This window comes from Kocuria sp. 2SI (genome assembly GCF_005502825.1).
Taxonomy (GTDB): Bacteria; Actinomycetota; Actinomycetes; order Actinomycetales; family Micrococcaceae; genus Kocuria; species Kocuria palustris.
Window position 1 is genome coordinate 13,227 of record NZ_SCNB01000028.1, and the last position, 14,134, is coordinate 27,360.

11 protein-coding genes and 2 pseudogenes are annotated in these 14,134 nt (G+C 67.1%); 5 read left to right on the top strand and 8 right to left on the bottom strand.

The features are described 5' to 3' along the window. Positions 1 to 113: 113 nt before the first annotated feature. Together FFS25_RS13885 and FFS25_RS12190 are read left to right on the top strand one after the other, a co-directional pair. Positions 114 to 498, top strand: a pseudogene (locus FFS25_RS13885) (transposase); the annotation flags it as partial. 578 nt (positions 499 to 1,076) lie between these two features. After that, positions 1,077 to 2,183 (top strand): hypothetical protein, encoded by a 1,107-nt coding sequence (locus tag FFS25_RS12190; RefSeq protein ID WP_137803101.1) that lies wholly within the window; start codon positions 1,077 to 1,079, stop codon positions 2,181 to 2,183. Positions 2,184 to 2,353: 170 nt separating this feature from the next. Here FFS25_RS12190 and FFS25_RS13890 read toward each other — a convergent pair whose 3' ends face one another. Both FFS25_RS13890 and FFS25_RS12195 read right to left on the bottom strand, forming a co-directional pair. Then, positions 2,354 to 2,647, bottom strand: coding sequence for a PrpF domain-containing protein (locus FFS25_RS13890; protein ID WP_249933893.1), 294 nt, complete (start codon positions 2,645 to 2,647; stop codon positions 2,354 to 2,356). Next, positions 2,637 to 3,509, bottom strand: a complete 873-nt coding sequence (locus FFS25_RS12195; protein WP_249933894.1) for a PrpF domain-containing protein — start codon at positions 3,507 to 3,509, stop codon at positions 2,637 to 2,639. Before FFS25_RS12195 ends, FFS25_RS13890 begins: the two co-directional genes overlap by 11 nt. A 448-nt stretch (positions 3,510 to 3,957) precedes the next feature. On the opposite strand from FFS25_RS12195, the gene FFS25_RS12200 reads away from it, so the two are divergent. Further along, positions 3,958 to 4,839, top strand: coding sequence for a GNAT family N-acetyltransferase (locus FFS25_RS12200; RefSeq protein WP_235044697.1), 882 nt, complete (start codon positions 3,958 to 3,960; stop codon positions 4,837 to 4,839). Positions 4,840 to 4,942: 103 nt separating this feature from the next. Continuing rightward, complete coding sequence (locus FFS25_RS12205; protein WP_040560234.1) at positions 4,943 to 5,260, top strand: MFS transporter; 318 nt, start codon at positions 4,943 to 4,945, stop codon at positions 5,258 to 5,260. A gap of 94 nt (positions 5,261 to 5,354) precedes the next feature. On the opposite strand, the gene FFS25_RS12210 is transcribed toward FFS25_RS12205, so the two are convergent. Continuing rightward, entirely contained in the window at positions 5,355 to 6,272 is a 918-nt protein-coding gene (locus FFS25_RS12210; RefSeq protein ID WP_006213326.1) for a dihydrodipicolinate synthase family protein, read from the bottom strand. Next, a complete protein-coding gene (locus FFS25_RS12215) occupies positions 6,269 to 7,000 on the bottom strand; it encodes a B3/B4 domain-containing protein (protein ID WP_040560233.1) in 732 nt (243 codons plus the stop codon). Before FFS25_RS12215 ends, FFS25_RS12210 begins: the two co-directional genes overlap by 4 nt. Before the next feature lie 142 nt (positions 7,001 to 7,142). On the opposite strand from FFS25_RS12215, the gene FFS25_RS12220 reads away from it, so the two are divergent. Beyond that, positions 7,143 to 8,525 carry a DUF4874 domain-containing protein gene (locus tag FFS25_RS12220; protein ID WP_137803102.1) on the top strand — a complete coding sequence of 461 codons (1,383 nt, stop codon included), beginning with the start codon at positions 7,143 to 7,145 and terminating at the stop codon, positions 8,523 to 8,525. Here FFS25_RS12220 and FFS25_RS12225 read toward each other — a convergent pair. The 4 genes and pseudogenes from FFS25_RS12225 to FFS25_RS12240 form a co-directional block, all read right to left on the bottom strand. After that, positions 8,512 to 9,684, bottom strand: a complete 1,173-nt coding sequence (locus FFS25_RS12225) for an NAD(P)-binding domain-containing protein (RefSeq protein WP_006213323.1) — start codon at positions 9,682 to 9,684, stop codon at positions 8,512 to 8,514. The genes FFS25_RS12220 and FFS25_RS12225 overlap by 14 nt on opposite strands. 108 nt (positions 9,685 to 9,792) lie before the next feature. After that, complete coding sequence (locus tag FFS25_RS12230) at positions 9,793 to 12,123, bottom strand: AAA family ATPase (RefSeq protein ID WP_137803103.1); 2,331 nt, start codon at positions 12,121 to 12,123, stop codon at positions 9,793 to 9,795. A 39-nt stretch (positions 12,124 to 12,162) separates the two neighbouring features. Next, the gene (locus FFS25_RS12235; RefSeq protein WP_137803104.1) at positions 12,163 to 12,861 is read right to left on the bottom strand and encodes a hypothetical protein; all 699 of its coding nucleotides are present in this window, start codon (positions 12,859 to 12,861) and stop codon (positions 12,163 to 12,165) included. Between the two features lie 310 nt (positions 12,862 to 13,171). Beyond that, positions 13,172 to 14,134: pseudogene (locus tag FFS25_RS12240) on the bottom strand (hypothetical protein); the annotation flags it as partial.

Sequence of the window (14,134 nt, forward strand, 5' to 3'; positions counted from 1 at the left end):
GCAGTTCCGGGCCCTTTCGCACCTGACGGAAAAGTTTGGTAGAGATCAGCAGCAGCCGTTCGAGGCTCAGACCGTAGAAGCTCCGTCCCAAATACAGTTCCTGGGCGTCTCAGAAGGGGCTAGGGACCAGGACCGTTGTACAGAGCCTCACCGAGGTCGTGGGCAAGGACTTCGCTGATGCAGGGCACCTGTGGCCTCCTACGCCGGCCTTGCACCAGTCGTCAGACGCTCCGGGACCTCGATCCGAGGTGAACCCGCACCCCGAGACGGGAACAAGACACAGAAGCGAGCTCTGATCCACTCGGCCTTCGCTTCAGAGCATAACCCAGCTTCGAGGGCGTACTACGACCGCAAGCGCGGCCAGGGCAAGCGCCACTAAACAAGCCCTGATCACGCTGGTGCCGCGCCGATGCTCTCTACACGATGCTGCCGGATGGCACCCAGTACCAAGACTCGACCCCGCATCAGAATCCGTCCACAGTCGTGATGGCGCCTTGACAAAAACCAAAGAGGCCCCCGAAAGGGGGCACAATACAAAATTGCATGAGATTAGTCACACGCATACGGGCCGGAAATCAAATTCCAACGACTTGTTGGGTGGCATGCAGCAGAGCAATAACCGCAATTCAGCAAAGAATTTAATCCCCACTCGGCCGTCGACTCGCTATACATTCTGAGGTTTATCCGGTAAGCCTTGGGGCGCATGATGGAGTGCGTCAGGAATGTCCAAGTGCCCGCCGTAAACTCGTTATCATAATGAACCAGCCCGGCGCTAATTCATCCGACGCGCCAGATTTGCCATGCGGGCCATTAATCCACTATAGAGCCAGAAATTCTGTTATATTCAGAACGATTAGGCATAGATTCGGAGAATCAGCGTTCACTATAGGCGAATCTGAAGAAGAGTATGAAATGCAACTTCGTCACCTATTAGTGAGTGCTTGACAAGCCGTGGTGACAATCCAAGCCATAGTAAAGTCGCTCCGTCGCGGGAAACAAAGGCCGCAAAAACCCCAAGTCTCTGCTAAAGAATCCCTGGTCGTAATTAGCAATAATCTACATGTATAATCCAATGTATGATCATCCCGAAGCAGGCCCCGAAGCAGGTCCATACGGTCGACGCTCGCGATTGCACCCCAATGCCGGTGATTAGAGACTCCGTCCCTTCCACAAACTTCCAAGAACTCATATGGGGGTTAGCAGCGGATCTGGCTGACCAGCTCCGGGGTCATGGCCTATTTTATGATGATCTTAGAGGGGCACTAACCCCTACCACGGGGCGCGCTGAATTATGCCTATTGTTTGATAGTGGACGCCTTTCCGACATGTACGGTAAAGACGTCGCAGATATCATTTCGCCGGCGATATCCCACGGGTCAAGTCATGCTCTTAAAGTTGGTGACATTGGGTACCAAAACCCCGAGTGGTCAATGGAAACACTGCGTGGTTCACTCGGGGCGGACCGTGTGCGAGACATTAAATACCCGAATCAAGTATATGCGGTTTACTTGAGCAATTTGACATCCGGCATGCAGGAAGGTCTCATTAATCTCGCAGAAGGATGCCCGGGATTCTTGGCAGGCTGCGACATGCGCTTCAACTCAAGCCTGCGTGATCTATTGGCAATCTCTCTCGCTCAGGTTGGCATCATTCACCGTGGCCACCTCTTGGCCGGTAATCCTGATTCGGACCGCATTGCGCCCGATGAGGCGACGGTATTCCTGGATTACGGATTAAAGGTCCTCGGGATACCCGATTTCCTGTACTGCCCGCTATTGAATTATAAGATTCCTACAAGTGTCGCATATGATCCGGATGACACTGAATTCGCCTATCTTACCCTGGATGCAAACGGCGCCAGGGGGGTCAAGTCTACATTGGACAATGTTGCAGTGCTGATCCAGCAGGGAAAGTTCGAAAAATATTTACATGCTCCAAAGCATAAGCTTGAATCGCTCAAGAATGCTGGCCTTGATGGTCTTACACGAACAGAACTAGAGAATGTCGTTCGGGCGGCAGTGGACAATTCCTATCTATTCAACTTCCGCCGAAATGAGCATGGGAATCTACTCTGTAGTACTCGGATCGAAATCCCTCGGGGGGAGCGAGACCCCTACCTCGCAATAGTTGGGCTCGAATATCAGGTAAAAGACCAGACGATGCGCTTGACTACGCTCTTTTGAGGGGGGCGCCGGTGCAACCTGAGCGTCGCACCATCGACTTCGTAGAGGATGCGGTGGCGGCCAAAGCGGATTTCGTTTCGGCCGAGGTGCAGGACGACACGGAGGATGCCTGAACCGGCCGAGGGAGAGGCCCGGAACTGCATCACAGTGCGGCTCCGGGCCTCTCCGCATCACTGCGGCAGAGCGACCTGTCCGCGCATCAGCGGCCGGGCCGTGCGGAACAGCGACGCCGCGGTGACCTTGAGCGCACCGTCCTCCGCGCTCACGTCGGCCGCGGCAGCGACCACACCCGACGGCGTCGCGATGCGCAGCTCCGAGCCCCAGCTCGTGGAACAGCGCTGCACCACGGTGCCCTCGATGTTCGCGGCCGCCGCTGCGCACATGGCCGATGTGCCGGGGATCGCGCGGTGGCTCAGTCCCATGGACGCGGCGCGGATCAGAACGTCGCACTCTTCAGCGGGCACGGCGGTGCCGTCGAGCAGGACTGAGTCGGCCGGGGGGGGCCACCATGGCGATCTTGGGCACGGACTGCGGGGCGTCCTCCGGCACCGCGCACAGGCCCATGGCCACAGCACCCGCCCGACGGGTCCGCTCCACCAGCGCCGCGAGCTCCGCGTCGGCATCGAGCGCCTCCGGCAGCTCGGCGCCCGTGAGACCTAGATCGGTGGCTGCCACGAACACCATGGGCGTGGCGACATCCACGAGCGAGACCTCGATCGAACGCCCTCCGACCTCGAGGGTGTCGACGCTGCACCCGGTGGGCAGTGCGCCGCTGGTGCGCGAACCGCTGGGGTCGAGATAGCGCAGCTCGATGGGTGCTCCGGATCCGGCCACGCCCGGGAGCACGAAGTCACCTGAGGTCACGGCGGCGCCATCGGCGACCTCCAGCCTGACCTCGATCAGCTTCCCGGTGTTGGTGTTGTGCGCGATGACGCTGGCGGGTCCGTCGTCGTCGACCTCGTGGATGCCTGCCAGCAGCGCGAAGGGCACGACGGCCGGCGAGAGATTGCCGCAGTTGCCCGAGTAGTCCACGGCCGCCTCGCGGACGGCCACCTGGCCGAAGGTGTATTCCACATCCGCATCCGGCCGTGACGACGGCGCCACGGAGACGACCTTGGACAGCGACGAGATCCCGCCGCCCATCCCGTCCAGCTGCCGGCCGAACGGATCCGGGGAGCCCAGGGCGCCCGTGAAGACGCGGTCGCGCTGCGGCCCCGCTGGAGGGAGATCCTGCTCGCGGAAGAACAGTCCCTTGCTGGTGCCCCCGCGCATGAACATCGCATCGATCCAGGTGTTCAGAGGGCGGGAGTTCGGGTCTGCGCTCATGCAGGGAGTCTGGCGTCGCTGCTGGGGCGGCGCAAGCACATGCCCTGTTCGGGGTCCCGCCCGATGGTCATCGCCGTCGGCCCGGCGCAGGGCTGTGACTCCAAAGTGTTCAGCCGCCTTCTCGCCGCCTTGCATGTTCCCCACCAGGGGGGGGCGTCCACGCACCACCCCCTGAAGCCGTGATGGCAGACAAGACCTATTCCTCACGGGCGCACCGAGTCCTCCTGTCCGCGATCCTGCTCTGGCTCCCTGCCCTGGCCCAGGTGTCGTAGACGCGGCCGCGGGAGCGCGTGACAGCTCGCTCAAGCAGCTGTGCGAGTGCTCCCAGGTCTGGCGGCTTTCCCCACGCAGCCGTGAGATTCGCTCGCGCTCGGCCCCGGTGCGCGGAACAATCTGCGGCATGAGGATCGAGACGCCCACAGCGCAGCTGCTGCGGGAAGCCGCCGCCATGGCGACCGCGCCCGGGATCGGGATGACATCCGCCCAGATCGAGAACGAGATCGTTGCCGGGCGTCTGCAGCCTCAGTGGTCACAGGTCGCCCTCGACGATGCTGGCAGAGTCATCGGCCGGGCTCTGTGGTGGGGACGAGACCAGCAGGCTCCCATCACGCTGGACGTGTGGGATGTCATCGCCGACCACGCCGAAGCGCCAGCGGTCCTCCGCGCGCTCCTGGAGCGCGGCCATGCCGTCCTGGCAGCTCGAGGCATCCGTGTCCCGCTGCCGCACACCATGCGTGTCCCCGTCGCATGGCGCGACGACGCCGCTGTGGCCCACGACGTCAGTACGAAGATCGTGGAAGCCGCAGGCATCGGCCTCGGTCATCACAACGAGCGGCGGCAGTTCGAGTGGGGTCAGGGAACCTCCGTGAGCCCGCCCAGCCCGCGGCTGCGGTTCGAGCCAGCTGATGACGCCACGTTCATCAGTCTCTTCGCCCGCGCCGCGCACGGCTCCCTCGACGTCTTGACCCGACGCGAGCTGGCCACCACCGATGCGCTGAGCTTGGCGCGAGATGAAGTGGACTACTACCGTTCCTGCCCCGGCGAGCGGGACTGGTGGCGCCTCGCGTACGACCAGCACGGCTCCGTCGTGGGGATCGCCATCCCTTCGGCCACCCCGACGAATCGCAACGTCGGCTACCTGGCGGTCCTGCCAGAGCACCGTGGGCACGGATATGTCGATGATCTCCTCGGGTTCATCACTGCCTTCCATGCCGCCTCCGGAGCGGAGAGGATCACGGCGACCACCGACGCCGTGAACACACCCATGGCAGCAGCGTTCGAGCGGGCCGGCTATCGATGCGTCGAGACGCGAATCGACCTCGAACGCTGATTTCCTCAGCTCATCTCCCACATGCGCTCTCGCTGCCGAGCGCGCATCACGATGACCGGCCATCATCCTCGGCCTGCTGGGCAGCGCGATCCTCTACCTGCCCATGATCAATCTGGTGGACGGCGGCACCATGTGGCAGCTGACGTTCGCGATCTGCGTCCAGGTGGGTCTGCTGGCCGGCTTCCTCTCCCACGCCCCGGCCACGGACGCGGAGATGTTCCCCACGGGCCAGCGCACGAGCGGATTCGGGATCTACTACGCGATCGCCATCGCGGCCTTCGGCGGCACCGCCGGCTACGTGTTCACGTGGATCGGTGACGCGCGCACGTTCGGCTTCTACGCCATCGGCCTGCTGCTGATCGCCGTGGCCACGGTCTTCTTCACGCCGGAGACCAAGGGCAAGGACCTCACGGAAGCCTGAGTCGTCAGCACCAGGGGCCCCGGCCCCCCGGGATCGCGTCTGCTCGTCGCACCCGGGAGGCCGGGGCCTCGTGCTGTCCCCGGCGGGTCGGGTCTCAGCGGAGCCCGAGCTCGGCAACCGCCTCGGCTGTGCGCTCGCGCTGCTCAGGGCTCAGCCCCAGCAGCGGCTGCGGCAGGCAGTCGCCCGGAGCCAGTCCCAGGTGCTCGGCGATCGCCGCGACCACCCGCAGGCTGCCGTGATCGGCGAACAGCTCCCACAGGGGCTCCAGGCGCTCGGAGGCGGTGAGAGCGTCCTGCGGCTGCGGGCCAGCAGCGGCGCGCATGATCTCCAGCGCTGGCTGCGGGCATGTCCCGGCGATCACCGAGTACCACCCGTCGCAGCCGGCCAGCAGGGCGGAGGCCGCGCAGGCGTCGCCGGAGATGCCCAGGGTGACGTGCTCGGGCAGCACCGCTCGGACTGCGGCCACGCGCTCGCCGGCCGTCTCGGGGGCCATCGGGGGGATCTTGAACGAGGCGATCCCGGGCAGCTGCGCGATCTGCGCGTAGAGCTCGAGGCTGAACGTGAAGTGCGTGGTGCCCGGGTTGTCGTAGACCACCACCGGCAGATCGGTGTGCTCGGTGACTGTGCGGTACAGCTCCAGGACCTCGCGGTCGGTGAGCGGCTGATAGGACGTCGGCGCCAGCAGCACACCGACTGCACCGGCCTCCGCAGCGGCGTCCACGTGAGTGAGGACCTGGGAGGTCCGCAGCGCGCTGACGCCCACGATCACCGGCACCGAGCCGGCATGCTCGAGCGCCAGGCGCCCCACGCGTTCGCGCTCGGCGCTGGTCAGGTACGCGGCGCACCCTGTCGAGCCCAGAGCGGTGATCGAGTCCACGCCGGATGCGGCCAGCCGGGAGACGATGCTCGCGAACGCGTACTCATCCACGGCGTCGTCGCACAGCGGGGTGAGCGGGAAGGCGCTGAGGCCGGTGAACGGCGATCCGGCGAGATCAGCGGCGGCACCGCTCATGAGGCGCCCAGCAGACGTCGCTCCGTGGAGACCTCAGCCCCCAGGGCCGTCTGCGCCTCCACCAGGGCGTCGGCAGCGGCGTGGAGCTGGTCGTTGCTGACCGGGTCGAGCCCGTCGAGGATGAACAGCGCCGAGCGGGTCCGATCGCTCAGGGCGGTGCGCCGGCCCTGGCGCCAGTTCCAGCGGCGGCAGGTGACCCCGGCGTCGTCGCCCCACGCGACCTCGCCCTCGTCCGGGTGCTCGATCACCATCTCGCCGCCGGAGGCGGTGTCGAACGACTCGGTGCCGCTGGCCCGGAAGAGCCGGGCCGGACCCTGGTAGTGCTCCATGTCCTCGCCGCCGAACGGGATCTGATGCAGCACGCAGATCGCGTTGTAGACATCGGTCAGCGCGTTGACACGCGGCAGCCCCTTCTCGGCGCGGCGGGTGAGCGCCTCCAGGGAGTTGCGGGTGCGCTGCGGCTTGGCGCCGAAGGCCCGGTAGGCTGCGCGCCAGGCGGCGATGTGGGGCAGCTCGTCCACCGGAGTCTGCGAGAGGAGCTCGGCAGCATGCTTCTCGGCGGCGGTGATCAGCTCCTCGACCGCCTGCCCGCCGTCGCCGGCAGTGACCTCGGGGCTCAGGCCATCGACGACCATGAGCAGCCCCCGGTAGTCGGGGCGCAGCTCGAGGACGGCGGGGTCGACGGAGCAGGCGTCGAGGAATTCGCGGGCGGGCATCTTCGGGGTCATGTCGCTCACGCTAGTCGGACCGAGTGCTTCGCCGGCCTGTCCGTGACGGGGTCGGGCCCCGCGAGTCCGGGAAGATCTCGCACGCACCACTACGCTGGTCTCGTCCGCCGGGATCCTCCCGGCATCTCGAATCGGGGTCGGGGTGAGTTCCACGCATCGTCATGGCCTTCTGGGCGCCGCAGCGGTGGTGGTCGTCGTCGCCTCGCTGATCGCAGGAGTTCCCCAGGGCCCCATGTCCAAGCAGGTCCAGCACTACGAGTCCACCGACGAGCCGATCCCCAACCCGGGGCGCGGGCTGTCGCACTACACCCAGACTCGCTACGCCGAGGACGGCTCCGGGCACACGCCACTGGACGTCTGGCAGCTGCGCCGCTGGAAGGACGAGGACCAGACCACGGTCGTCTATCGGATCGTGCTGCTCGACGGATACCGCGAGTCGGACGCGCTGCCGCAGAAGGTCCTGGACGACCTGGCCGCGGACCTCGACCTGCTCAACGACGAAGGCATGAAGGCGATCCTGCGCTTCGCCTACACGGAGGACGGAACGGACGACGCCACCCCGGATCGCACCGTCGCCCACATCCAGCAGCTGGCGCCGGTGCTCAATGATCACCGGGGCGTGATCCACTCGCTGCAGGCCGGCTTCGTGGGGCAGTGGGGCGAGTGGTACTACTCGGACAACTTCGCCAGCAGCGCCGACGAGCCGTGGAACCTCACTGACGACGACTGGGCGAACCGCCAGCGCGTCATGGATGCGCTGCAGGAGAGCATCGACCCGCGGATCGTGCTGCAGGTCCGCTACCCGGAGATCCATCGTCGGCTCGTGCACGAGGACCGCAAGGACCGGGTGGGCATTCACAACGACTGCTTCCTGGCCTCGGACACGGACATGGGCACCCTGGTCAACGACGACGACCGCGCCTACCTGGAGCAGGTCGCGAAGAACGTGCCCACGACGGGGGAGACCTGCGCGGTGAACCCCGGGCGCTCGGATGACGCCGAGACCGCGGTCTCCGAGCTGCAGCGCTACAGCTGGGCCGTGCTCAACGCCGACTTCAACCAGGAGGTCCTGCAGTCCTGGGGCGAGGACGACCTGGCCGAGATCCAGAAGCGACTGGGCTACCGCTATGCCCTGGCCAGCGCCTCCGCGCCGCGCGAGCTGGCGCCGGGGGAGGACGGCCAGCTCTGGCTGCAGCTGCGCAACGACGGCTACGCGGCCACCGGGCGGCATGCGGAGATCGTCCTGACCTTCTCCGACGACTCCGGCCGGATCGTGCACACCGCGCGGACCGATGTCAGGCTCGATGACATCGGCCCGGGCCAGGAGGGCTTCGTCTCAGCCTCGTTCCAGGCCCCGGAGCAGCCCGGCGAGTACTCGCTGGGCGTGATGGTGCCCGATCCGGACAGCGACTCCACCACCGCAGATCTGAGACAGCCGGCCTACAGCGTGCGCCTGGCCAATGACGGCATCTGGGATTCCGAGACCGGCGTCAACGACCTGGGGATGCAGCTCACGGTCGAGTGAGGCTCTCGGTGCTGCGCACCGCGCCGAGGGCCGCCGCACGACCGGCTCGCGTGGCCCCGATGGTCGACGCCGAGGCGCCGTAGCCCACCAGGAACAGCCCGGGCTCCCCGGACACCGAGACGCCGTCCTCCTCCATCTGCACGCCGCCCCCGGGCTGACGCAGCCGCAGCGGCGCCAGGTGATCCAGGACGGCGCGGAAGCCTGTCGCCCACAGCACCGCATCCACCGGGGTCTCCCACGCGCTCGAACCATCCGCTTCGGACGGGTGACCGGGCAGGGCGGCTGCGGTCCGCATGGTCCGCTGGAGGATCTCGTCTCCGACCTCGCCCTGGGAGGGCACCCCGAGACCGTCGGGCCCGGGCCCATCGAGCACCGCCCCCGTCTCCGTGAGCCGCAGCAGCCGGCCCCGGGAGATCAGCGTGCCGTCGTCGATGCCCTGCTGGTACTGCTCGGTCAGCGGCAGGCCCGTGGCGGCCACGACCGACAGCGGCGGCAGACCAGTCGTGGTGCGAGCGGAGACCGAAGCCTCCACGTCCGCGCCCCACGACTTGTCGAAGAACCGATCCGTCCAGTCCGGCTTCCGACGGGTGCTCCACACCGTGTGCGCACCGGCGTCCTGGAGCTGCAGCAGGAACTGCAGTGCCGAGGTGCCTCCGCCCACCACCAGAACACGCTGGCCGGCGAACTCCTCCGCTGCCGTGAAATCGCGGGTGTGCAGCTGGCGCCCGGCGAACTCCCGCATTCCGGGGTAGACGGGCCAATGCGGTCGGTTCCAGGTCCCGGTCGCGCTGATCACCGCGTGCGCTCGCCGCACCGAGCCGTCCGAGGCGGTGACGCGGAACAGGCCGTCGTCGTCGCGCTCCACCGCGGTCGCTGCAGTCGGGCGCACGACGGGCAGTCCGAGCTCGCGCTCGTACGCCGCGTAGTAGCGGGAGACCACGCGGCTGGCCGGCTCGGTCGGATCGGGGTCGCCCAGCGGGAAGCCGGGCAGGTCGTGGATGCCGTGGGCGGCGTCGAAGGTCAGCGAGTCCCAGCGATGCCGCCAGGCGCCGCCGGGTCCGTCGTTGCCGTCGAGCACCACGAACTCCCGCCACGGCTGCAGCCCCTTGCGCAGCAGGTTCGCCGCCGCGCTGAGCCCGGCCTGGCCAGCGCCGATCACGAGGACGCGCAGGGGAGCGCCTTCGGCCTGTCCCGAAGTAGATGATACGTCCACAATCACGAAAGCGCACAGAAGGGGTGAGCTATTCCCCCGAGGCGCGCGCGGGGATCACAGGGCGGAGATGCGCACCTGCGCAGACGCGGCGGCAGGGCTGCTGCCTGCGGGCGAGGACGTGCCGTCGGCCCAGGCCAGGAAGTCGTCGAACGCGATGATCGGCTTGCCGTACTGCGCGGCCTTCTTCGCCTTGCCGGACTGGGTGCCGAGCTCGGCGACCACCAGGGCGTCGCAGCGGGTCTTGGTGACGTTGGCGACGGGGCCGAGCCCGTGGGAGGCAGCCAGGCTCTCCACGTCGTAGCGAGAGAGCTCGCGCCCGTCGGCGTCGTGGGCGGTGCCCGTGAAGCAGACTCGCGCGCCGGGGGAGAGGACGTCGGACAGGTCGACGTCTGCGCCCTGGTCGCCGTCCAGGATCTGCGTGCCGAGCTGAGCTTCGATCTCCTGCAGGATCCCGCGTGCCGTGGGGCTCAGAGCGGCGCGCCCGGCGGCAGCCCGCAGCGCCTCGGTCAGCGCCGCCGCACGGTCCTCGTCCGACGCATCCAGGCCGGGGGCGTGCACGAGCAGCTCGACGCCCTCGTCACCCCGCGGCATCAGGTAACCGGGGCGGTCGTCGATCGCGGGGAACGGCTCCTCGCCGGTCAGGCCGCGCCGGGCGGCGATGTCCCGGGCAGCCAGTGCTCGCTCAAGCGCAGTCGGGGCGCCCAGCCGCGTGCGGTCCTCCCAGGTCAGGGAGCCGTCGTCGAGCTCGGTGCCCAGCGGCATGCGGGTCACGTGCTGGTTGCGCTTGAGCTCGAAGTCGATGCGGCTCAGCGCCTGATCCACGTGCAGCCCGATGAGGGTCCGCTCGCTGAGCAGCGGAGCCAGCGCCGCCCAGGCCTGCTCGAGCAGGGGTGCCAGCTCCACGTCGGCGGCGGTGATGCCGTGATCGGTGCGCGCGGAGCCCAGGTCGCGGGTGGGGTTCACGAGCGTAGAGGCCTGCTGGCCGTCGTCGGTGACCACCGCCAGCTCGACCGGGCGCGGCTTCCAGCGCGATCCCTCATCGCCCACCCAGCACACGCCGAGGTAGACGCTGCCGCGGGTCTGCAGCGCCGGTGCCTGGGAACGCAGGAAGCGGCGCACCCTCTGATCCACGCGCAGGTCCTTGGGCAGCACGTCGCGGGTGAGGACCATGCCGTCGAGGCAGCGGCAGCGGCTCAGCGCCACGTAGAGCTGCCCGTCGGCGAAGGTGCCTCCGGTCAGGTCCACCACCACGCGGTCCAGGGTCTGGCCCTGGCTCTTGTGGATCGTGATCGCCCAGGCCAGGCGGAACGGCAGCTGGGAGAAGGTGCCTACGACCTCGTGCGTGAGCTGCCCGCCCGCCACCGACGGCCGGGTCACCTCCCACAGGTGCCGCTCCACGGTGGCACGCGAGCCGTCGGGCAGCTCGACGACGACGTAGGGCTCGCCGTCGTCGTCGAACAGGGTCTCGGTGATCTTGGCCAGGGTGCCGTTGACCCAGCGGTCGGCCGGATCATTGGTCAGCAGCATGATCTGGGCGCCTGCCTTGTACTCGAGCACGTCCTCGGCCGGACGCTCCATGCCGTCGAGATCGCCGGTGATCCGTGCGGTGGAGAAGGCGGAGTGGGCCGGGAGCCGTTCGAGCATCCGTCGGTTGCGCGCCCCGGCGATGCGGTTGGTCGTGGCCAGGGTCAGCCAGAACTCGTCCAGCGGCGGCTCGAACTCGGGGTCGGTGTGCCGGTTGAGCTCGGTGCGGGCCTCCTCGAGCAGGCCGCCGTCGCGCACGGCGTTGAGGATCTCGACCATGCGGGTGTCGTTGAGCTGGCGGAAGACCGTGGTCAGCTCCACGACCGCGAACGACGACGCCGCGTACTGATGTCCCGAGAAGAAGAAGGGAGACTCGTAGTAGGTCTGGAAGTGCTCGCGCTCGTGCTCGGTCACCACCGGGGGCAGCTGATGCAGATCGCCGACCAGCACGAGCTGAACGCCGCCGTACGGGGTGCCCGGCTTGGGTCCGAACTGCTCGAGCGCCAGCACCAGGCAGTCGAAGAGATCGGCGCGGACCATGGAGATCTCGTCGATCACCAGGGTGTCCAGGGCCTTCAGCGTCTTCATGAACCGACCCGGCCGGTAGTCCCCGGAGCGCACCTGCTCGGGGGTGATGCCCGCAGGGAAGGAGAACAGTCGGTGCAGGGTGTACCCGCCCACGTTCAGCGCGGCGATCCCCGTGGGTGCGGCCACCACCACGGAGCGGGAGGTGCTCTCCAGGAACGTGCGGATCAGCGTGGACTTGCCCGTGCCGGCGCGGCCGGTGAGGAAGACGGGGACGCCGGCATGCAGCTTCTCCAGGGCGTCGGAGAACTCGGCGGTGAGGGTGAGGGCGGTCATGGCAACCATGCTCTCAGCTGCAACATGCCGCGGCGGTCATCAGGCCTTCCGCCGACCAGGATGTTCTGGGATGCGTTGGCGCAAGGTGGATTTCGCGTTCACCCACGCTTCCGCATCTGCCGAGACCCACTTCGCCAGGTCAAGGGCGAACGTCAGATCACGCTGCAGATTTCTGCGGTGTATCGGCTCATGGTGAGCTGCGCGATTACGGACGAACGTGAGGCTCTTCATCCGCCCGGCGACCTCTCTCTGCCGTTGCCAGAGATCCTTGGGGCCGTTCTCGAAGGCCCTGTGTGTCGCTGGAACCCAGAGCGAGGTCAAGTATCTGGACTCGACGAGGAAGCGCCAGAAGCCGAGACTGAGCTCGGCAATCACTTTGCCGTGGATCTCGGCGTCTTTGCCGTGGCGGGTTGCCCGCTGGCGGGCCTTGGAAACGTCCAAACTGGCGCGATTATCGAGAGGAGCCAGGTCGAACCAGCTGATTCCTGGGCACTTCTTCTGCGCCCATTCCGCAAGTGCGGCGTCAATGGCATTCCTGATGATCACTTCGACCATCGAGGTGAGCTCCAGCACCGATGCAGAAGCAGACATGTTCCACTCGTACAGCTCGAACGCTCGCTGATTGCTGCCGTCAGTGTCTGCGAAATAGGAGGAGAGCCGCTCGTTGGTCAGGAGTCGGCGCAGCTCGCGGTAGTCCCACTCACGGGACGGTGGCGCGGGTGGATGAGGCGTTGACATCGCTCTCTCCTGCGGTATGGTTTTCCGCGAAGACCCCGGAACGATCACTGGCCGTTGGCCACATCGCCGGGGTTACTTTTATGCGCGACACCGCGACTAGGCTCACGGCCTGCTGGCGCTGCGCGTGAAGGAGTCACCGTGAGCCTAGTCGCGGTGTCGGTGCAATGCGGGCAACACGCCGAGCCCGCGCCGACGCGAGACGACACTCTGGCCGATGATGTCGCATCCTGCCTGCCGTGGAGTGACGTGCTCTACTGCCCGATGCAGGCCAGTATCGTCCTGACAGTGGCGTCTGACAGGCTCGACGCCCTCACTGATACGACACGAACCACGGCTTGGGGTCGTTGTCGAAGGTCTCCTCCGGGGTCCAGGTGGGGGTGTCCTCGTCGTAGAAGTTCTTCCAGGCCATGCGCATGCCCTCCGGGAGGTCCTTCTTCAGCGCCTCCCACGTGCCCAGCTTCAGATCACGGGTGCCGTGGCCGTCGGCGTGGACGACCATGGCGACCTCCGGCACGGAGGCGTCGATGGCCTCGCGGTCCGGGAGCATGTCCACGGAGAACTGGTGCAGGATCAGCACCTTCTGCGGAAGCTCGTCCTCCTGCACGATGCCGGCGAGCCACTGGGCGACCTCGTTGACCTCGGAGGCCTCCACCGAACCGACCTGCACCATGTGCTGCCCACCGGGCTGCAGCCGCCACTCGGGATCCAGGGCCAGGCCCACATGGGGCTCGCGCAGCAGGTCCTCGTAACGCTTGGCCTGGGTCAGGAAGTCTGTGGAGCCGGGCTGAAGATCCAGCACGCAGTAGACGCCTGCCTCCCCGGCGGCATCGATCCACGGTCGCAGGGACTGCGGGTCGAGCTCGTTGGAGTAGTCGCCGTCGGGCCCTGCCTCGGAGGAGGCGACGGTCGCGATGATCTCGAAGGCCGGGATAACCGGTTCCTCGGAGAATGGCTCGTACTCCTTGACCAGCTGCTGCACGCGGGTGATGGACGCGTCGACGTCCTGCTCGCCCAGGCAGCCCAGCCCTGGGATGCCCGGGGAGCCGTAGAGGGCGATCATGCGACGGCCGGGGAAGACCTCGGTGCCGCCGCCGGGCAGCTCGACCGGCTCGGGGGTCGACGACGGGCTCGAGCTGTCCGTCGAGTCGGAGCCGCCCTGGGCCTCGTCGTCCTGGGAGCCGCAGGCGGCCAGACCCAGCGCGGCGGCTGCGGCGCCGGTCAGGAAGAGGGAGCGGGGGAGGCGGGGATCGGTCATGGGGGCGGACTCCAGGAT

Coding starts and splice junctions, on each gene's coding strand:
- FFS25_RS12190 (WP_137803101.1), top strand. CDS start 1,077: ATGATCATCCCGAAGCAGGCCCCGAAGCAGGTCCATACGGTCGACGCT.
- FFS25_RS12195 (WP_249933894.1), bottom strand. CDS start 3,509: ATGAGCGCAGACCCGAACTCCCGCCCTCTGAACACCTGGATCGATGCG.
- FFS25_RS12200 (WP_235044697.1), top strand. CDS start 3,958: ATGGCGACCGCGCCCGGGATCGGGATGACATCCGCCCAGATCGAGAAC.
- FFS25_RS12205 (WP_040560234.1), top strand. CDS start 4,943: ATGATCAATCTGGTGGACGGCGGCACCATGTGGCAGCTGACGTTCGCG.
- FFS25_RS12210 (WP_006213326.1), bottom strand. CDS start 6,272: ATGAGCGGTGCCGCCGCTGATCTCGCCGGATCGCCGTTCACCGGCCTC.
- FFS25_RS12215 (WP_040560233.1), bottom strand. CDS start 7,000: ATGACCCCGAAGATGCCCGCCCGCGAATTCCTCGACGCCTGCTCCGTC.
- FFS25_RS12230 (WP_137803103.1), bottom strand. CDS start 12,123: ATGACCGCCCTCACCCTCACCGCCGAGTTCTCCGACGCCCTGGAGAAG.
- FFS25_RS12235 (WP_137803104.1), bottom strand. CDS start 12,861: ATGTCAACGCCTCATCCACCCGCGCCACCGTCCCGTGAGTGGGACTAC.